This is a genomic window from Streptomyces sp. NPDC090025 (assembly GCF_044748125.1).
Lineage (GTDB): Bacteria > Actinomycetota > Actinomycetes > Streptomycetales > Streptomycetaceae > Streptomyces.
Genome location: NZ_JBIVFL010000004.1, coordinates 210,575 through 229,266, shown reverse-complemented (window position 1 = coordinate 229,266; position 18,692 = coordinate 210,575). Strand labels below are relative to the sequence as shown.

Annotated in this window: 20 protein-coding genes; 13 read left to right on the top strand and 7 right to left on the bottom strand. The window is 72.4% G+C overall.

Annotated features, from left to right (window positions below; all coding sequences use genetic code 11):
• From ACIPXM_RS13615 to ACIPXM_RS13605, 3 genes are all read right to left on the bottom strand, one after another.
• Positions 1 to 738: hypothetical protein (locus ACIPXM_RS13615; protein WP_401655018.1), on the bottom strand; the 738-nt coding region annotated here is incomplete at its 3' end.
• Between the two features lie 75 nt (positions 739 to 813).
• Positions 814 to 1,410: a pyridoxamine 5'-phosphate oxidase family protein gene (locus ACIPXM_RS13610; protein ID WP_401655017.1), complete on the bottom strand. Its 597-nt coding sequence runs from the start codon at positions 1,408 to 1,410 to the stop codon at positions 814 to 816.
• Between the two features lie 4 nt (positions 1,411 to 1,414).
• Complete coding sequence (locus ACIPXM_RS13605; protein ID WP_401655016.1) at positions 1,415 to 2,455, bottom strand: hypothetical protein; 1,041 nt, start codon at positions 2,453 to 2,455, stop codon at positions 1,415 to 1,417.
• A 149-nt stretch (positions 2,456 to 2,604) separates the two neighbouring features.
• Here ACIPXM_RS13605 and ACIPXM_RS13600 point away from each other — a divergent pair, with 149 nt between their 5' ends.
• Positions 2,605 to 3,798, top strand: coding sequence for an argininosuccinate synthase (locus tag ACIPXM_RS13600; protein ID WP_401655015.1), 1,194 nt, complete (start codon positions 2,605 to 2,607; stop codon positions 3,796 to 3,798).
• Positions 3,799 to 3,902: 104 nt separating this feature from the next.
• Positions 3,903 to 5,339 carry an argininosuccinate lyase gene (gene argH, locus ACIPXM_RS13595; protein ID WP_401655014.1) on the top strand — a complete coding sequence of 479 codons (1,437 nt, stop codon included), beginning with the start codon at positions 3,903 to 3,905 and terminating at the stop codon, positions 5,337 to 5,339.
• 25 nt (positions 5,340 to 5,364) lie between these two features.
• Here argH and ACIPXM_RS13590 read toward each other — a convergent pair whose 3' ends face one another.
• Complete coding sequence (locus ACIPXM_RS13590) at positions 5,365 to 5,919, bottom strand: HAD domain-containing protein (protein WP_401655013.1); 555 nt, start codon at positions 5,917 to 5,919, stop codon at positions 5,365 to 5,367.
• Between the two features lie 84 nt (positions 5,920 to 6,003).
• On the opposite strand from ACIPXM_RS13590, the gene ACIPXM_RS13585 reads away from it, so the two are divergent.
• Together ACIPXM_RS13585 and ACIPXM_RS13580 are read left to right on the top strand one after the other, a co-directional pair.
• Positions 6,004 to 6,555: a TetR/AcrR family transcriptional regulator gene (locus ACIPXM_RS13585; RefSeq protein WP_401655012.1), complete on the top strand. Its 552-nt coding sequence runs from the start codon at positions 6,004 to 6,006 to the stop codon at positions 6,553 to 6,555.
• Positions 6,555 to 8,096, top strand: coding sequence for an MFS transporter (locus ACIPXM_RS13580; RefSeq protein ID WP_401655209.1), 1,542 nt, complete (start codon positions 6,555 to 6,557; stop codon positions 8,094 to 8,096). Before ACIPXM_RS13585 ends, ACIPXM_RS13580 begins: the two co-directional genes overlap by 1 nt.
• 90 nt (positions 8,097 to 8,186) lie before the next feature.
• On the opposite strand, the gene ACIPXM_RS13575 is transcribed toward ACIPXM_RS13580, so the two are convergent.
• Positions 8,187 to 8,840, bottom strand: coding sequence for a lysophospholipid acyltransferase family protein (locus ACIPXM_RS13575; RefSeq protein WP_401655011.1), 654 nt, complete (start codon positions 8,838 to 8,840; stop codon positions 8,187 to 8,189).
• Positions 8,841 to 9,081: 241 nt separating this feature from the next.
• Between ACIPXM_RS13575 and ACIPXM_RS13570 the strand changes: the two genes are divergently transcribed.
• From ACIPXM_RS13570 to ACIPXM_RS13560, 3 genes are all read left to right on the top strand, one after another.
• The gene (locus ACIPXM_RS13570) at positions 9,082 to 10,278 is read left to right on the top strand and encodes a glycerophosphodiester phosphodiesterase (RefSeq protein WP_401655010.1); all 1,197 of its coding nucleotides are present in this window, start codon (positions 9,082 to 9,084) and stop codon (positions 10,276 to 10,278) included.
• A 367-nt stretch (positions 10,279 to 10,645) separates the two neighbouring features.
• The gene (locus ACIPXM_RS13565) at positions 10,646 to 11,260 is read left to right on the top strand and encodes a sigma-70 family RNA polymerase sigma factor (protein WP_401655009.1); all 615 of its coding nucleotides are present in this window, start codon (positions 10,646 to 10,648) and stop codon (positions 11,258 to 11,260) included.
• A gap of 37 nt (positions 11,261 to 11,297) precedes the next feature.
• On the top strand, positions 11,298 to 11,786 hold the full coding sequence (locus ACIPXM_RS13560) for a GNAT family N-acetyltransferase (protein WP_401655208.1): 489 nt from the start codon (positions 11,298 to 11,300) through the stop codon (positions 11,784 to 11,786).
• A 30-nt stretch (positions 11,787 to 11,816) separates the two neighbouring features.
• On the opposite strand, the gene ACIPXM_RS13555 is transcribed toward ACIPXM_RS13560, so the two are convergent.
• The gene (locus tag ACIPXM_RS13555) at positions 11,817 to 12,296 is read right to left on the bottom strand and encodes a hypothetical protein (protein ID WP_401655008.1); all 480 of its coding nucleotides are present in this window, start codon (positions 12,294 to 12,296) and stop codon (positions 11,817 to 11,819) included.
• Positions 12,297 to 12,298: 2 nt separating this feature from the next.
• Positions 12,299 to 12,661 (bottom strand): hypothetical protein, encoded by a 363-nt coding sequence (locus ACIPXM_RS13550; protein ID WP_401655007.1) that lies wholly within the window; start codon positions 12,659 to 12,661, stop codon positions 12,299 to 12,301.
• A gap of 68 nt (positions 12,662 to 12,729) precedes the next feature.
• Between ACIPXM_RS13550 and ACIPXM_RS13545 the strand changes: the two genes are divergently transcribed.
• The 6 genes from ACIPXM_RS13545 to cbiE all read left to right on the top strand — a co-directional run bounded on the left by ACIPXM_RS13545 (position 12,730) and on the right by cbiE (position 18,692).
• Entirely contained in the window at positions 12,730 to 13,380 is a 651-nt protein-coding gene (locus ACIPXM_RS13545; protein ID WP_401655006.1) for an HAD-IA family hydrolase, read from the top strand.
• 398 nt (positions 13,381 to 13,778) lie between these two features.
• Positions 13,779 to 14,867, top strand: a complete 1,089-nt coding sequence (locus ACIPXM_RS13540) for a methionine ABC transporter ATP-binding protein (RefSeq protein ID WP_401655005.1) — start codon at positions 13,779 to 13,781, stop codon at positions 14,865 to 14,867.
• Positions 14,864 to 15,532 carry a methionine ABC transporter permease gene (locus ACIPXM_RS13535; RefSeq protein WP_401655004.1) on the top strand — a complete coding sequence of 223 codons (669 nt, stop codon included), beginning with the start codon at positions 14,864 to 14,866 and terminating at the stop codon, positions 15,530 to 15,532. The genes ACIPXM_RS13540 and ACIPXM_RS13535 overlap by 4 nt, the downstream gene beginning before the upstream one ends.
• A gap of 117 nt (positions 15,533 to 15,649) precedes the next feature.
• The gene (locus ACIPXM_RS13530) at positions 15,650 to 16,507 is read left to right on the top strand and encodes a MetQ/NlpA family ABC transporter substrate-binding protein (protein ID WP_401655207.1); all 858 of its coding nucleotides are present in this window, start codon (positions 15,650 to 15,652) and stop codon (positions 16,505 to 16,507) included.
• 155 nt (positions 16,508 to 16,662) lie between these two features.
• The gene (locus ACIPXM_RS13525) at positions 16,663 to 17,298 is read left to right on the top strand and encodes a GNAT family N-acetyltransferase (RefSeq protein WP_401655003.1); all 636 of its coding nucleotides are present in this window, start codon (positions 16,663 to 16,665) and stop codon (positions 17,296 to 17,298) included.
• A gap of 164 nt (positions 17,299 to 17,462) precedes the next feature.
• Entirely contained in the window at positions 17,463 to 18,692 is a 1,230-nt protein-coding gene (gene cbiE, locus ACIPXM_RS13520) for a precorrin-6y C5,15-methyltransferase (decarboxylating) subunit CbiE (RefSeq protein ID WP_401655002.1), read from the top strand.

Here is an 18,692-nt window from a genome sequence, read left to right as displayed (position 1 = left end):
GGGGGGGCCGGTGCCGGTGCACCGGCCCCGGCCGTCCCGGGTGAGCGCGGGCGCCCCCCCCGGGGGCCCCCCCGGGGGGGGGGGGGGCGGCCCGGCCCCCCCCCCCCCCCGCCCCCCCCCCCCCCCCGCCGCGGGCACGGACACGCACCCGGCGGTCGCCCCGGCACCGTTCACGTGCAGAAAGATCCCGGCGCCGCGCCCGCGCACCGGCCGGTCGTAGTTGAAACCGATCACCAGGGCGTGCGCGTACTGCGACCGGTAGTCGGCGAGCCGTTCCGCCTCGGCCGCCCGGCAGTCCTTCGGCAGCCCCTCCACCCAGCGGTTGTACGCGCCCGAGGCGTTGTCCTGGCACCACCAGGAGCGGGCGGTCACCCGGGCGTAGCGGTACGCGGTCCCGGCCGGGGCGGGCCGGATCCCGAACGCGTACGGCAGGTCGTACAGACCGGTCGGCGTGGTGTTCGTGCCCTGCCGCCTGGTCCGCCCCTCCGCGAGCCCCTTCGCCCCGAACCGCGCGGGCGCGGACCCGGCCCGCACCCAGGTCCCGGAACGGCGCTCCCACCAGGTCACCGTGCCGGTGGTGGAACCGAGGCCCGCCGCCTCGGCGGTGATCAGCTGGCTGCCGCCGCCGGTGTCCGCCATCCGCGCGGGAAGGGGCACCGGCGGCGCGGCGGGCGCGGCGGGTGCCGGTGTCTGGAGGAGCGAGAGCAGTGCCGCGCCGAGCGCGAGAAGGGTCCGCATGGCGCGACGCTACGAGCGGCGCGCCGGCCCCGCCACGGCTGGCGGCCGTCCGGCGGAGCGGGACCCGACCTGGCGCTACGGGGCGGTGCGGGGGAGCGGCGGCAGCGGCAGCGGGAGCCCCGGCAGTCCGTCGATGCTGGCCGCGATGTGGTCCTTCTTATCGAAGTACGCGGAGAGCGAGGCGTCGTCCTCCCGGGCGAAGCGCTTCTGGTGCAGGTCCCGGTCCTCGTCGTACGTCATGAACGGCACCGCGTACCCGCAGGTGTCCCGGACGAGCTCGGCCCGCACCACGATGATCGCGCGCAGCCCGTGCGGCTCCGGCTCGATCCCGGGGAAGTGCCCGAGCAGTTCGGCCCAGCGTGGGTCGTCCCGGAACACCGGCTCGCCCTGCCCGTGCACCCGGACGATGTTCGGCGGCCCCTGGAAGGCGCACCACATGAGCGTGATCCGGCCGTTCTCCCGCAGGTGCGCCACGGTCTCCGCGTTCGAGCCCGCGAAGTCCAGGTAGGCGACGGTGTGTTCGTCGATGACGGCGAAGGAACCGGTCAGCCCCTTGGGGGAGAGGTTGATGGTGCCGTCGCCGTCGAGCGGGGCGGTCGCGGTGAAGAAGATGGGCTGGGCCTCGATGAAGGCGCGGAGACGTCCGTCGATACGTTCATGTGTTTTTCCCATGGGCTCATTCTGCTCTGACCGCGCGCAGCAGCCGCAGCGCCCGTGCCCGGGTGTGCGGGGCGTGCTCCGGGCCGGTGCGGCGCACCAGTTCCGCCTCCGGCAGCCGGTCGGCGAGGGCCGTCAGGGACCGTGCGGCCTCGCGTACGACGGCGGGCGCGGGATCGTCGAGCAGCGCGAGCAGCCGCCCGGTGTCCCGGTCCGCCAGCACTCGCAGCCCCACCACGGCGGCGGTCCGCACCTCCGGCCTGGCGTGCCCGGTCAACTCCCGCACCACGGCCAGGCCGCCACCCGCCGCCCCGCACTCGGCGAGCCCGAGCGGCGCCCACCCGGGCACGGTCGCCGGGTCCGCGCAGGCCGCCCGGTACAGGGCCACCGGATCCCGCCCGTCCTGGCGCAGGACCCAACGGGCACAGGCCCGCACGATCCCCGACCGGTCGTACAGGAGCAGCCCGCGCCGCACACAGACGTCGAGCGCGAGCCGCCGGATCGGCCGGTCGTCGTGCCCGAGCAGCGCCCTGACCGTCGCGGGCGGGCGGGTGGCCAGCAGGTCGTCGAGCAGAGCGGTCGCCGCGTCGCCGCGCAGCCGGCCGCCGAGCCGCAGCAGCACCGGGGCGGTCCGGTCGAGCGCCTCCGCGCTCGCCCGGGGCAGCGCCTCGGCGAGCACCGCCAGGGCCCGCGCGCGTACCGCCGGGACCCAGTCGGTGGCGCGGATCGCGACCAGCGGATACAGCGCGGGCCGGTCGGCGGCCGCGCCGAGCGCCGCCTCGCGGATCCGGCCGTAGGGGTCGCAGAGCGCGAGGACGAGGTGTCCCTCGCCGACCGGACCGGGAAGCGGGTCGTCGCCGCGCGGCGAGGCGCCGTACCGGCCCCGGGCCAGGTCCCCGTACCGGACCGCGTCACGGATCCGCCGCTCCAGGGCGATCCAGACGCCCGGGTCGCGCGCGTCGACGGCGTCGACGGCGTCGACGGGCGAGCTGCCGTAGGCCAGCAGCTCGACCGACTGGTCCAGGGCGCTCCGGGTACTCCGGGTGTTCCGGGTGTTCATGGGCCGAGCGTAGAAGCCCGGCCCATGAACACCCGGAACACCCTCTCCGGCGTCAGCGCGGCCTCCGGAGGCCCGTTGACAAAACATGCAGAGGACTGCATAGTTATACCCATCAGTGGTTGCAAGGTTGCAAGGTAAGGAGAACCCCCGTGACCGAGCGCGTCGTACTCGCCTACTCGGGCGGCCTGGACACCTCCGTCGCCATCGGCTGGATCGCCGAGGAGACCGGTGCCGAGGTCATCGCTGTCGCCGTGGACGTCGGCCAGGGCGGCGAGGACCTGGACGTCATCCGCAAGCGCGCGCTCGCCTGCGGTGCGGTCGAGGCCGAGGTCGCGGACGCCAAGGACGAGTTCGCCGAGGAATACTGCCTCCCGGCGATCAAGGCCAACGCCCTCTACATGGACCGCTACCCGCTGGTCTCGGCGCTCTCCCGGCCGGCCATCGTCAAGCACCTCGTCGCCGCCGCCCACAAGCACGGCGCCTCGATCGTCGCCCACGGCTGCACCGGCAAGGGCAACGACCAGGTCCGCTTCGAGGCCGGCATCCAGGCCCTCGGCCCCGACCTCAAGTGCATCGCGCCGGTCCGTGACTACGCGATGACCCGCGACAAGGCCATCGCCTTCGCCGAGAAGGCCGATCTGCCGATCGCGACCAGCAAGAAGTCCCCGTACTCGATCGACCAGAACGTCTTCGGCCGGGCCATCGAGACCGGCTTCCTGGAAGACATCTGGAACGCCCCGATCGAGGACATCTACGAGTACACCCAGAACCCGGCGGCGGCCCGCGAGGCCGACGAGGTCGTCATCTCCTTCAAGGAGGGCGTCCCGGTCGCCATCGACGGCAAGCAGGTCACCGTCCTCCAGGCGATCCAGCAGCTCAACGAGCGCGCCGGCGCCCAGGGCATCGGCCGGATCGACATCGTCGAGGACCGTCTCGTCGGCATCAAGTCCCGCGAGGTGTACGAGGCTCCCGGCGCGATCGCCCTGATCACCGCCCACCAGGAGCTGGAGAACGTCACCGTCGAGCGCGAGCTGGCCCGCTACAAGCGGCAGGTCGAGCAGCGCTGGGGCGAGCTGGTCTACGACGGCCTGTGGTTCTCGCCGCTCAAGCGCGCCCTGGACGGCTTCATCCAGGAGGCCAACCAGCACGTCACCGGCGACATCCGGATGACCCTGCACGGCGGCCGCGCGGTCGTCACCGGCCGGAAGTCCGCCGAGGCGCTGTACGACTTCAACCTGGCGACCTACGACACCGGCGACACCTTCGACCAGTCGAAGGCGCAGGGCTTCATCGACATCTTCGCCCTCTCCGCGAAGATCGCGGCCAAGCGCGACCTGGGCTGACCCCCGCGCGTTGAGCAAGCCGCCTCCCTCGTCCGTATGCGGGTGTCCGCATGCGAGTGGGGGAGGCGGTCGCACATCCCGACACTGTTCCGAGGAGCACAGAGTTGAGCAGCAACAACGGTGACGTCCGGCTCTGGGGCGGCCGGTTCGCCGACGGTCCCGCCGAGGCCCTGGCGAAGCTGTCCGCGTCCGTCCACTTCGACTGGCGTCTCGCGCCGTACGACATCGCCGGTTCCCGCGCCCACGCGCGCGTGCTGCACCAGGCCGGGCTCCTCACCGCCGACGAGCTGACCCGGATGCTGGCCGGTCTCGACCGGCTCGCGGCCGACGTCGCCGACGGCTCCTTCACCGGCACCATCGCCGACGAGGACGTGCACACCGCCCTGGAGCGCGGCCTGCTCGAACGCCTCGGCGCCGACCTCGGCGGCAAGCTGCGGGCCGGCCGGTCCCGCAACGACCAGGTCGCCACCCTCTTCCGGATGTACCTGCGCGACCACGCCCGGATCATCGGCGGCCTGATCGCCGAGCTCCAGGACGCCCTGGTCGGCCTCGCCGAGGCGCACCCGGCGGTCGCCATGCCGGGCCGCACCCACCTCCAGCACGCCCAGCCGGTGCTCTTCGCCCACCACATGCTCGCCCACGTCCAGGCGTTCTCCCGGGACGCCGAGCGGCTGCGGCAGTGGGACACCAGGACGGCCGTCTCGCCGTACGGCTCCGGCGCGCTCGCCGGTTCCTCGCTCGGCCTCGACCCGCAGGCGGTCGCCAAGGACCTCGGCTTCGAGCGGGGCTCGGCGGGCAACTCGATCGACGGCACGGCCTCGCGCGACTTCGTCGCCGAGTTCGCCTTCATCACCGCGATGATCGGCGTCAACCTGTCCCGGATCGCCGAGGAGATCATCATCTGGAACACGAAGGAGTTCTCCTTCGTGACCCTCCACGACGCCTTCTCCACCGGCTCGTCGATCATGCCGCAGAAGAAGAACCCGGACATCGCCGAGCTCGCCCGGGGCAAGTCCGGCCGTCTCATCGGCAACCTGTCCGGCCTGATGGCGACCCTGAAGGCGCTCCCGCTCGCCTACAACCGCGACCTCCAGGAGGACAAGGAGCCGGTCTTCGACTCCTGCGACCAGCTGGAGGTCCTGCTGCCCGCCTTCACCGGCATGATGGCGACGCTCACGGTCAACCGGGAGCGGATGGAGGAGCTGGCCCCGGCCGGGTTCTCGCTCGCCACCGACATCGCCGAGTGGCTGGTCAAGCAGGGCGTGCCGTTCCGGGTGGCGCACGAGGTGGCCGGCGAGTGCGTCAAGGTCGCCGAGGGGGAGGGCAAGGAGCTGGACGAGCTGACCGACGAGCAGTTCGCCAAGATCTCCGAGCACCTCACCCCCGAGGTCCGCACCGTCCTGAACGTCCCCGGCGCCCTCGCCTCCCGCGACGGCCGCGGCGGCACCGCCCCCTCGGCGGTCGCCGCCCAGCTGGTCGAGCTCAAGGCGGACCTGGTCATCCAGCACGCCTGGGCCACCGCGAAGCAGCCCACGGCCTAACGCCGCCCAGCGCCACCCCGTACGATCACCGCGCCGCCGCCCAGTCCGCGAGCGCGTCGAAGTCCGGTCGGAGCAGTCCGATCCGCTCGTCGACGCGCAGCAGCAGGGCGGCGGCGAGGTGGTTCCGCTCCACGTACTCGTGGTCGTACGCCGTGATGTCGTCGTCGATCCAGGCGAACGGCCGCCCGGCCGCGTACTCCAGGATGTACTGCGTCTTCCAGAAGGTCCCGCGAGGGGCCTTTCCGTGCATCTGGGGCCAGTCGATGAACGGCAGCTCCGGCAGCCCGAGCGGCGGCCCGATCCACTCATTGGCCTCGCCCTTCCAGGTGGTCGCCCACACCAGCTCGTACACCTCCGCCAGCGCGCGCAGCTCCGCCCCGTGCTCCGGGTTCAGCCACACCCGCAGCGGCCGGGCGCCGGTCCAGGCGGTCGGGGCCATCCGGTGCGTGAGATATCCGGCGGGCCGGCGCTCGGGCTGCGCCGCGTAGGGGTTCAGCGGCCCGTCCACGTCGATCAGCAGCAGCGGCTTGCGCCGCTCGTGTCGTTCGTGCCGTTCGGACGGCTCGGGCGAATTCGTCATGTTCACAGCATTCCTGTCCGCCTCGGATGAGGCATCGAAATTTCGAATGAGACATTGATGTCTCATGTGGGGTATGGTTGTCTCATGTCAGTCGATCGCACCCAAGTGCTCCGCACCGCCGCAGCCCTGCTCTCCCGCAAGGCGACCGCCACCATGGACGAGGTCGCGCGGGCCGCCGGGATCGGGCGGGCCACCCTGCACCGGCACTTCGCCGGGCGGGACGCGCTCGTGCGCGCGCTGGAGCAGATGTGCATCGAGGAGACCGAGGCCGCCCTGGAGGCGGCCCGGATCGACGACGGGCCCGCCGACGAAGCCGTACGACGGCTCATCGGCGCCTCGGAGCCGGTCGCCCCGCTGCTCGCGTTCCTCGTCACCGAGAACCAGCTGTTCGAGGGTGACCAGCAGAACGAGGGCTGGGCCCGGCTCGACGCCCGGATCGCCGGACTCTTCCGGCGCGGCCAGGAAGAGGGCGTCTTCCGGATCGACCTGACCCCCGCCTGGCTCAGCGAGGCCTTCTACGGCCTGATCGGCTCGGGAGCCTGGGCCGTCGCGGACGGGCGGGTCGCCGCCAAGGACTTTCAGTACATGATCGCCGAGTTGCTGCTCGGCGGAGCACGCAGGAGCGTGGAGAAGTGATCACCGACACCGTCAAGCACGAGAGCCATACCGGGGGCGTGCGCCGTCCCGGCCGGTGGCTCGCCCTCGCCGTGCTCGTCCTGGCCGTGCTGCTCGTGGCGGTCGACGCCACGGTGCTCGGCCTGGCGACACCGTTCCTCTCCGAGGACCTGAAGCCCTCCGGCTCACAGCTGCTGTGGATCGGCGACGTCTATTCGTTCGTCATCGCCGGTCTGCTGGTCTCCATGGGCAGCCTCGGCGACCGCATCGGCCGCAAGAAGCTGCTGCTGATCGGTGCCGTCGCGTTCGGCGCCGTCTCGGTCCTGAACGCGTACGCGACCACCCCCGAGATGATGATCCTGGCCCGCGCCCTGCTCGGTGTCGCCGGTGCCACGCTGATGCCGTCCACCCTGGCGCTGATCCGGAACCTGTTCCACGACCCGCGCGAGCGCAGCCTCGCCATCGGCATCTGGGGCGCCATGGCCTCGGCCGGTGCCGCCGTCGGTCCGGTCGTCGGAGGCTTCCTGCTCGAACACTTCTGGTGGGGCTCGGTCTTCCTCATCAACCTGCCCGTGATGGCCGTCCTGGTCCTGGTCGGCGCCAAGATGATCCCCGAGTCGAAGAACCCGAACCCGGGCCCGTGGGACCTGCCCAGCGTCGGTCTCTCCCTCATCGGCATGATCGGCGTCGTCTACGCGATCAAGGAGCTGGCCTCCCACGGCCTCACCGTCCAGGTCGGCCTCGCGGCCGCCGCCGGTGTGCTCGGTCTGACCTGGTTCATCCGCCGTCAGCTCAAGCTCCCGGCACCGCTCCTGGACATGAGCCTGTTCCGCAACCGCGGCTTCTCCGGCGCGGTCCTCGCCGACCTGCTGACGATTCTCGGTCTGTCCGGACTGGTGTTCTTCCTGTCCCAGTTCCTCCAACTGGTCCAGGGCCGCCAGCCCCTTGAGGCCGGACTCGCCGAACTGCCCGCCGCCGTCGGCGCCGTGACGGCCGGTCTGATCGCCGGTCATGTCGCCCGCCGGTTCTCGGTGCGCGCGGTGGTCTCGGGCGGTCTGGCCGCCATCGGTCTCGCCCTCGCGGCGCTGACCACCCTCAGCCAGACCACCGGCTACCCGCTGCTCGGCGCGAGCCTCCTCGTCGTCGGCATCGGCGCGGGCTTCGCGTTCACCGTCACCGCCGACGTGATCCTGTCCAGCGTCCCCAAGGAGCAGGCCGGTTCGGCGTCGGCCGTCTCCGAGACGGCGTACGAGCTGGGCGCGGCGCTCGGCATCGCGCTCCTCGGCTCCATCGTGACCGGCGTCTACCGGGACTTCCCGACCCCGGCGGGCATCCCGGCGGAGACCGCCGCCGCGGCCCACGACTCGCTGGGCGGCGCCGTCGAATCCGCCGCGGGCCTGGCCCCGGCGCAGGCCGAGGCACTGGTCTCGGCCGCCCAGGTCGCGTTCGTCGACGGCCTGCGGATCGCCGCCGGCATCGGCGCGGCGGTGCTGCTCGCGACCGCGGTCGCGGCGTGGTTCCTGCTGCGCGGCCAGAAGCTGGCGGACGGCGTCGAGCACTGACGCGGCGACATCCACGAAGGGCGCCCTCCGGAGATCCGATCTCCGGAGGGCGCCCTTCGCCGTATACGGGGGAGCGGGGCAGCGCCGGGTCTACGCGGCCTTCGCCTTGGTGGCGTACATGTCCACGTACTCCTGACCGGACAGCCGCATGACCTCCGCCATCACCGAGTCCGTCACCGCGCGCAGCACATACCGGTCGCGGTCCATGCCGTCGTAGCGCGAGAACTCCATCGGCTCGCCGAAGCGGACCGTCACCCGGCCCGGGCGCGGGAAGCCCGCGCCGCCCGGCTGGAGCTTGTCGGTGCCGATCATCGCGAACGGGACCACCGGCGCGCCGGTCATCAGGGTCAGCCGGGCGATGCCGGTGCGGCCGCGGTAGAGGCGGCCGTCGGGGGAGCGGGTGCCCTCCGGGTAGATCGAGAAGATCTTGCCCTCCTCCAGCACCCGGCGGCCGGTCATCAGGGCCGCGACACCGCCGCGGCCGCCGTCCCGGTCGACCGGGATCATGCCGACGCTGGTGAAGAACCAGGCCATCAGGCGGCCCTTGAAGCCCTTGCCCGTCACGTACTCGTCCTTGCCGATGAAGAACACCTGACGGTCCAGGCAGATCGGCATGATCATCGAGTCGATGAAGGTCAGGTGATTGCCCGCGAGGATCACCGGCCCGGTGCCGGGGATGTTCTCGGCGCCCTCGACACGGGGGCGGAACATGAGGCGCAGGACCGGGCCCAGAGTGGCCTTCATGATCGCTGGACGGGACAACGGTTCCTCCGGTGTCGGGCGGGCGGCTCTCGGGAGCCGACGGTGCAGGTGGCGACGATACTCGCGGGTCACGCCCCGTCGCACATCGGGTTCACGGAGTGGATACGCCGTGTTGACGTGTGTTTCCGCCGTGTTAGGCCCAGGTCCGCCGCACGGAGGGGCGGAGTGTCTAGCGTCGGGGAGTCAGTTGACAGGTGCGGGACATCACACCCAAGGAGTGTTCATGACACAGCCTGAGCGTCCGACCCCGGCCCGCCGCGCGGTCCTCGGCGCGGCCGGCGCCGCCGTCCTCGGTGGCTCCACCGTGCTGGCCGCCGGCACCGCGCAGGCCGTCCAGTCGGCCGTCGCCCCCGACGCCGTCCCCCGGCAGTCCGCCAAGGGCCACGGTCACGGCCACGGGCACCACGGGCTGCCCGTCCCCACCGTCATCGGCCACCGCGGCGCCAGCGGCTACCGCCCCGAGCACACCCTCGGCTCCTACCAGCTCGCCCTCGACCTCGGCGCCGACATCGTCGAGCAGGACCTCGTCCCCACCAAGGACGGGCACCTGGTGTGCCGCCACGAGAACGAGATCGGCGGCACCACCGACGTCGCCGACCACCCCGAGTTCGCCTCCCGCCGCACCACCAAGACCGTCGACGGCGTCGCCCTCACCGGCTGGTTCACCGAGGACTTCACGCTCGCCGAGCTGAAGACCCTGCGCGCCAAGGAGCGCATTCCGGCCACCCGCCAGGAGAACACCCTCTACGACGGCCGCTGGGCCGTGCCCACCTTCGAGGAGGTGCTGCGCTGGGCCGAGCAGGAGGGCCGCCGCCGGGGCCGCCCGGTCTGGCTGTACGTCGAGACCAAGCACCCCAGCTACTTCCGCGCCCTCGGCCTCGGCCTGGAGGAGCGCGTCGCCCGGCTGCTGCGCCGCTACGGCCGCCACCGCGCCGACTCGGCCGTCTTCCTGCAGTCCTTCGAGCCCAGCAGCATCCAGCGGCTCGCCCGGCTCGTCGACACCCCCGGCGTGGTGCTGCTCTCCGCCGCGGGCACCCGCCCCTGGGACTTCGTCGAGGCGGGCGACCCGCGCACGGTGACCGACCTGGTCAAGCCCGCGGGGCTGCGCTGGATCGCCTCGTACGCGCAGGGCATCGGCCCCACCATCGACCTGATCCTGCCGCGCACCGCCGACGGCCGCCTGGGCACCGAGACCACCCTGGTCCGCGACGCCCACGCGCAGGGCCTGATCCTGCACCCGTACACCCAGCGCAACGAGAACGCGTTCCTCCCGGCGGAGTACCGGCGGGGGACCGACCCGAACGCGTACGGCGACGCCTTCGGCGCGCTGAAGCGGTTCTTCGAGACGGGGATCGACGGCATCTTCTCCGACAACGCGGACACGGCACTGCTGGCGGCGGCGGACTTCCGCGACCGCTGAGGCGGGGGCGGGGCTGGCGGGGCGGGTTGGATCCAATGTCCGGGATCCTATAGATCGGATGTCGGATCCAGCCTGGATCTCGGTTCGATCCAATGTCCGGGATCCAACATCCTGGATCCGTGATCCGGCCTCCCGGATCCGGCCTTCTGGATCCAACGTCCGGGATCCCGGATCCGGCCTTCTGGATCCAACATCTTGGATCCAACGTCCGGGATCCGATAGATCGGAGATTGGATCCCGGATCCCGATCCCGGATCCGACCTCTCGGATCCTGGATCCAACCCGCCCCGCCCCACTCGTACCCCCGACCGGGTGGATTCCCGCCACCTCCGCAACCGCGCCCCCACCGCCCCGCATCGTCGCGGGCATGACCCCCGAGCCCAGCGAACCCAGCGAACCCAGCGAGCACCCCGAGCACGCCGAACACCCCGAGCGCGCCGCGAGCCCCGCCCCCGAGGCGCTGCTCGCCACCCTCACCCCGCTCCTCGCCGCCGAGTCCCGCGCCGAGGCACCGGCCGCCGGGGTCGACGCGGGCGACCTCGAACAGGCCGTCTGGCTGCGGCTCCTGGAGCGGCTGCGGGCCGACGACCTGCCCGCCCGCCCCGCCGACTGGCTGCGCCGGGCCGTCCGCGCCGAAGCCCGCAGGGCCCGCCGGGCGTCCGCCCGCGAACGCCCGTACCACGGCGAACCCGACGTCCACGGCCGTCCCGCCGCCCCCGCCCAGGCGTCGGCCGAGGACCACGTCCTGGTCGCCGAACGCCGCCGCACCCTGCGCGCCGCCGTCCGCCGCACCCCGGGCCACTGCCCCCGGCTGCTGACCGCGATGCTGCACCCGGACGACCCCACCTACCGAGAAATCGCAGGAGCGTTGGGTATCTCACAGGGGAGTCTGGGGCCGATGCGTTCCCGTTGCCTGGGATGCCTGCGCAGAATGCTGGCTGCGGAGGTTCCCGTCCCCGGCGCACGGGGAAGGGTGCCGTAAACCGACGGCGGACCAGATGAGCGGGAGGCATGCGCACATGGGCATGAGCGTGACCATCTCAGCGGCGGACGCGGCGCAGGATGCGGAGAGCATCCTCAAGCTGCAGTACCTCTGCTACCAGCGCGAGGCCGAGATCTACCAGGACTGGTCGATCGAGCCGCTCACCCAGTCGCTCGACGCGCTGCGCGGCGAGCTCGCCGAGGGCAGCGGCTTCGTCGCCCGGCTCGGCGACGAGATCGTCGCCTCCGTCCGTGGCCGGCTCGACGAGGACGGCACCGTGCGGATCGCCAAGCTCGTCGTGCACCCCCGGATGCAGCGCCACGGCATCGGCGGCCGTCTCCTCGACGCCATCGAGAGCCACTTCGCCGGTGAGCCCGCGCCCGCCGCCAAGCGCTTCCAGCTCTTCACCGGCCACCGCAGCGAGGGCAACCTGCGGCTCTACCGCAGCAAGGGCTACGCCCAGGTCGACACCCGCGAGGTCGGCCCCCGGCTCACCCTGGTCACCCTGGAGAAGGCCGCCGCCTGAGCCCTTGAGGCTCGGGCAGCGGTCCCCGGACTACGAGGTGCGCGCGCCGCGCGAGCGGCGCAACCACCAGATGCCGGACAGCGGCAGCAGCACCGGGATGAAGAGGTAGCCGTAGCCGTAGTCGGACCATACGGTCGCGTCCGGGAAGGCCGAGGGGTCGGCCAGCGTCCAGGTGCCGACCGTCAGCACGCCCACCAGCTCGGCTGCGCAGCACACCAGCGCCGCCCTGCGGGCCGTCTCGCCGCCGCGGACCAGGGTGTACGTGATGAAGGCGTACACCACGGCGGCCACCGCCGACAGGCTGTACGCGAGCGGCGCCCGGTCGAACTCGGTGGCGATCTGGTAGACGGAGCGGGACACCGCGCCGACCGACATCACGCCGTACAGCCAGACCAGCAGCACGCCAGGGCCGGTCACGAGCCGCCCGCCGCCCTCGCCGCCCCGGCCGTCAGCTCCCTGTCCGTCGGCTCCCTCGCCGCCCCGCTGGGCGCCGGTCTCCGTCGCGGTCATGATCAGCCCACCGTCCAGATGTCGTAGAGACGCACTTCGAGCACCGCGAGGACGACCGCACCGGCCGCGACCGTCGTCGAGCCCCACTTGCTGCGCTCGGTCAGCGAAAGCAGCCCGGCGGCGGGCACCGCGCACAGCGCGCCGAGGAGATAGGCGATGAAGATCGTCGTCCCCTCCTCCGCCTTCTCGCCGCGCACCAGCTGCACGATGCCGACCACCAGCTGCACCAGGGCGAGGAAGGTCACCACGGCCATGCCGATGAAGTGCCAGTCCTTGGTGGGCTGGTCACGGTAGGCGGCGAAGCCGCACCAGGCGGCGAGGGCGAGCGCGGCCACCGAAACCGCGACCGTCAGGGCGTCAAGCATGCGCCCGAGGGTATTACGGGCCGAACGTCCCGATGCGCGCGCCCCCCGTCCCCGTAAGGTCGATTCCCATGAACCTGCACGCCGAAGCCCTCCTGTTCGACAACGACGGCACCCTCGTCTCCTCCCTCGACTCCGTCGCCCGCTGCTGGGTGCGGTGGGCCGAGGAGTACGGACTGAGCGCCGAGGACTTCGCCAAGGTCGAGCTGCACGGGCGCACCGCCCGCGCCATCGTGGCCGACCTGCTGCCCGCCGAGCGGGTCGCCGAGGCGCTGGCCCGGATCGAGGACCTGGAGGTCGAGGACGTCGAGCGGGGCGGCGTCCAGGCGCTCCCCGGCACCCTCGACCTGCTGGCCTCGCTGCCCGCCGGACGGTGGGCCGTGGTCACCTCCGCCACCCGCAGGCTCGGCGAGGCCCGGCTGCGCGCCGCCGGGATCGACGCGCCGCTGGTGATAGCCGCCGACGACGTCAGCCGCGGCAAGCCCGACCCCGAGCCGTTCCTGCTCGCGGCGGCGAAGCTGGGCGCCGACCCGGCCCGCTGCGTCGTCTTCGAGGACGCCCCCGCCGGGCTCACCGCCGGACGCGCCGCCGGGATGACCACCGTGGCCTTGGCCACAACCCACGACCGCGACCAGCTCGACGCCGACGTCGTCGTCACCGACCTGTCCGAGGTGTCGGCCCAGGCCACGCCCACCGGAGTGGAGCTCGTCGCACCCCGCTGAACCCGTATCGGCCGTCCACCGAACTGTCCGCATGGCGTCTCAACGATGTCCGCTATGCGGACAGCGCCGTTTCGTTCGCACGTTTGCATGCTTTACTTGCAGACATGACCACGACGAGCAGCCGCACCCTTGCGACCGAGGCGACCCAGACGCCCGGTGCTCGCCGCATGTGTCGAATGTGCGCCAACTGAGGGCCCCCGCCTGAGCTCGCGCCCCGAAGCGAGCCCGACGGCCAGCCGCTCCACCCGCCCCCGAGGCGGTGGACCGAGCCCGCCCCGCGCACGCGCTGCCGCCCCGGCCACCCGCCGTGACCAGCCGCTCCTGCGCCTGACTGCCCACGACGAATGCCCCGTGCCCGGCGGACCCCGCGCCGCGCACTCGACAGTGACGGAAACCCTGTGATCACCACTTCGGGCCTGACCAAGGTCTACGAGTCACGAGGCCGCCAGGTCACCGCTCTGGACGGCGTCGACCTCCACGTCCGCGAAGGCGAGGTCTTCGGCGTGATCGGCCAGAGCGGCGCCGGCAAGTCCTCGCTCATCCGCTGCGTCAACCTCCTGGAGCGCCCCACCTCCGGCACCGTGACCGTCGACGGCGTCGACCTCACCGCGCTCGCCGGCCGCGGCCGCCGCGCGGGCAAGGAACTCCGCCAGGCCCGCAGCAGCATCGGCATGGTCTTCCAGCACTTCAACCTGCTGTCCTCGCGCACCGTCAAGGACAACATCGAACTTCCCCTGGAGATCCTCGGCGTCTCCGGCGCCGAACGCTCCCGCCGCGCCCTGGAACTCCTCGACCTCGTCGGCCTCGCCGACAAGGCCAAGTCCTACCCCGGCCAGCTCTCCGGCGGCCAGAAGCAGCGCGTCGGCATCGCCCGCGCCCTCGCCGGAAAGCCCAAGGTGCTGCTCTCCGACGAGGCCACCAGCGCCCTCGACCCGGAGACCACCCGCTCCATCCTCCAGCTGCTGCGCGACCTCAACCAGCAGCTCGGCCTCACCGTCCTGCTCATCACGCACGAGATGGACGTCGTCAAGACCATCTGCGACTCCGCCGCCCTCATGCAGCACGGCCGGGTCGTCGAGTCCGGCACCGTCGGCGAACTCCTCGCCACCCCCGGCTCCCAGCTCGCCGCCGAACTCTTCCCGGTGAGCGGCGAGGCCGGCGCCCCGGACCGCACCGTCGTCGACGTCACCTTCCACGGCGAGTCGGCCACCCAGCCGGTGATCTCCCAGCTGTCGCGCACCTACAACATCGACATCTCGATCCTCGGCGCCGCCATGGACACCGTCGGCGGCCGCCAGATCGGCCGGATGCGGATCGAGCTCCCCGGCCCGTACGAGGAGAACGTCGTCCCCGTCGGCTTCCTCCGCGAGCAGGGCCTCCAGGTCGAGCTCGTCGAAGAGACCCCCGAGGCCCCCGAGAGCCCCGAACCCGCCGCCGGTGCCGCCGAGGCCGAGTCCGCCGTACTGGTCAAGGAAGGTGCCAAGTGACCTGGTCCGAGATGCAGCCGCTGCTCCAGCAGGGCACCGTCGACACCCTCTACATGGTCCTGTGGGCCACCGTCGTCACCATCGTCGGCGGCCTCCCGCTCGGCATCCTCCTCGTCCTCACCGACACGGGCGGCCTGCTGCAGAACCGCCCGGTGAACAAGATCGTCGGTGCGATCGTGAACATCGGCCGCTCGCTGCCGTTCATCATCCTGCTGATCGCCCTGATCCCCTTCACCACCTTCGTCGTCGGCACCTTCATCGGCCCGACCGCCATGATCGTGCCGCTCGCCATCGGCGCCATCCCCTTCTTCGCCCGGCTCGTCGAGACCGCCGTCCGCGAGGTCGACCACGGACTCGTCGAAGCCGTCCAGGCCATGGGCGGCGGCATCCCCACCATCGTCCGCAAGGTGCTGCTCCCGCAGGCCCTGCCGTCCCTGGTGTCCGCCGTCACCACCACCGTCATCGTGCTCATCGGCTACTCCGCGATGGCCGGCGCGGTCGGCGGCGAGGGACTCGGCTCCAAGGCCATCACGTACGGATACCAGCGCTTCGACACCACTTTCATGATGGTGACCGTGGTCGTCCTGGTCGTCGTCGTGACCGTCGTCCAGCTCATCGGCGACGGCGTCGTCCGCCTCCTCGCCCGCCGGGGCCGCACCGCCTGAGCCCCCCCGGGCCGAGGCCGGTCCACCGGCCCGGCCCGCACCCAGACTTCGTCCACCGAAGAAAGCCAGGACTTGTTGTCCAGGCGAAACCCGCTCCACATGAAAGAGGCACTCTTCGTGCGCAAGAACATCAAGCTCACCGCCGGCATCGCCGCCACCGCAGCCCTCGCCCTCGGCCTGACCGCCTGCGGCACGGCCTCCGACCCGTCCAGCACCAAGGACGCGGCCGGCTCCGCCGACAAGCCGCTCGTCGTCGCCGCGTCCCCGACGCCGCACGCCGACATCCTCAACTTCGTCAAGGACAAGCTCGCCGCCAAGGAGGGCCTGAAGCTGGAGGTGCGGGAGTTCACGGACTACGTCCTGCCGAACACCGCCACCGAGTCCGGCCAGGTCGACGCCAACTTCTTCCAGCACAAGCCGTACCTCGACGACTTCAACAAGAAGAACAACACCCACATCGTCCCGGTGGTCAACGTCCACCTGGAGCCGCTCGGCCTCTACTCCAAGAAGGTCACGACGCTCAAGGACATCAAGGCCGGCCAGACCATCGCCGTCCCCAACGACACCACCAACGAGGGCCGCGCCCTCCACCTGCTCGCCGAGAACGGTCTCATCACCCTCAAGGCGGGCGTCGGCACCGACGCCAAGCTCTCCGACATCGCCGACAAGAAGGGCCTGGAGTTCAAGGAGCTGGAGGCCGCCACCGTGCCCCGCGCCCTGAACGACGTCGACGCCGCCGTGATCAACGGCAACTACGCCATCGAGGCCAAGCTCAACCCCGCCAAGGACGCCCTCGCCGTCGAGAAGGCGGAAGGCAACCCGTACGCCAACTTCCTCGCCGTCAAGCAGGGCAACGAGAAGGACGCCCGCGTCCAGAAGCTCGTCAAGCTCCTCAACTCGCCCGAGGTGAAGAAGTACATCGAGGACACCTACAAGGGCTCGGTCATCCCGGCCTTCGGCGCCCCCGCCGCGTAGTCTCCGGCCGGTTCCCGGCCCGTCCCGAGGCGTCACCCGACGCGAGGCCCCGCCCGCCCCTCCGGCGCGCGGGGCCTCGCGTTCACCCGCGCATGCGCGGCGGCAGCCCCATGCTGCATGCTGTGCGTCCACGGCCTTCACGTATGGAGCTGCGCATGACTACCACCTTTCCGGACGTCTCCATCAGCACGGAGCGGCTGGTGCTGCGCGCCCTCGAACCCGCCGACGCCCCCGCGCTCGCCGAGATGATGAACGACGAACTCGTCGCCGCCTGGACCTCCGTGCCGCAGCCCTTCACCGAGGACGACGCCCACCGCTGGATCGACGGGTACGCCCCCGCCGAACGCGCCGCGGGCCGCGGAATCGACCTGGCCGTCACCGAGTTCCTCACCCAGCGACTCGTCGGCATCGTCCAACTCACCAAGACCAACTGGCACGTTCGCTCCACCGAACTCTCCTACATCGTCGGCCCGTGGGCCCGCGGCGAGGGGTACGCCTCCGAGGCCGCGCTCGCCACCGCCGACTGGCTCTTCCGCGACCAGCACTTCGAGCGCGTCGAACTGCGCACCGCCGCCGACAACACCGCCTCCCAGCAGGTCGCCCAGAAGATCGGCTGCATCAGCGAAGGTGTCCTGCGCAACGCCTGCATAGCGCGCACCCGCACCGAGGACGGCGGCTGGACCGACATCCGCACCGACTTCATCGTCTGGAGCCTGCTCCCCGAGGACCTCGACGGCGTCGCCGAGCACATGGCCGAGGCCGGACTCTCCAGCTACGCCGACTGGAGCTGACCGCCTCCGGGTCCCCTGCCCCGGTCCCGCCCCCGGTCCCGCCCCAGCTCCGGCGCCCCGCGCCCCCGGCCCGGCCCCGCGCCCCCGCACCGGCTCAGGAGCGGCCCCGCCCCGGTAGGCTCATCCCGCCCCCGACCTGCACACACTCCAGGAGACAGACGCACATGGCCGACCGGGTCACGGTGATCGGCTGGGACGGATCGCCCCTCACCGCGGCCGCCCGGTCCGCGCTCGCCGCCGCCACCCTGGTGGCAGGCGCCGCCCACCACCTGGCGCTCCCCGAGGTGCCCGCAGGCGCCGAACGCGTCCGGCTCGGCAGCGTCGACCTCGCCGCCCGGCGGATCGCCGGACACCGCGGCACCGCCGTCGTCCTCGCCGACGGCGACCCCGGCTTCTTCGGTGTCGTCCGCGCCCTGCGCGCCCCCGAACACGGCCTCGAGGTCGAGGTCGTGCCCGCCGTCTCCTCCGTCGCCGCCGCCTTCGCCCGCGCCGGGATGCCCTGGGACGACGCCCGGATCGCCGTCGCCCACCAGCGCACCCTGCGCCGCGCCGTCAACGTCTGCCGCGCCCACCCCAAGGTCGCCGTCCTCACCTCGCCCGGCGCGGGCCCCGCCGAACTCGCCCTGCTCCTCGACGGCGTCCACCGCACCTTCGTCATCTGCGAGGAACTCGGCACCGACCGCGAACAGGTCACCGTCGTCACCTCCGACAAGGCCGCCGACCACGACTGGCGCGACCCCAACGTCGTCCTCGTCATCGGCGGCAACTCCACCGGCGGCGGCTCCACCGCCGGCTGGCTGATGAGCCACGACACCCCCGCCGTCCGCGGCTGGGCCCGCCCCGACGGCACCGACGGCGGCCGCACCGGCCAGCACCCCACCCTGCGCGCCGCCGCACTCGCCCGCCTCGGCCCCCGCACCGGCGACCTCGTCTGGGACATCGGCTGCGCCGACGGCGCCTTCGCCGTCGACGCCGCCCGCTTCGGCGCCGCCGTCATCGCCGTCGACACCGACCCCGCCGCCTGTGCCCGCACCGAGGCCGCCGCCCGCGCCGCCGGCGTCCAGCTCCAGACCGTCCCCGGCCGCGCCCCGCACGTCCTGGAGAGCCTGCCCGAACCCGATGTCGTACGGATCGGGGGCGGCGGCGTCCCGGTCGTCACCGCCTGCGTCGACCGCAGGCCCGAACGCATCGTCACGCACGCCGCCCACCGCGACGAGGCCGAGGCCGTCGCCGCCGCCCTCACCGACGGCGGGTACACCGTGGAGTGCGCGCTGCTGCAGACCGTGGGCCTCGACCCCGGCGACTGGACCGAGCGCGCCCGCTCCGTCGTCTTCCTGCTCGCGGGCGACCGGACCGACGCTCCCCGTGACCGGGCGAGCCGTCAGCCGGGGTAG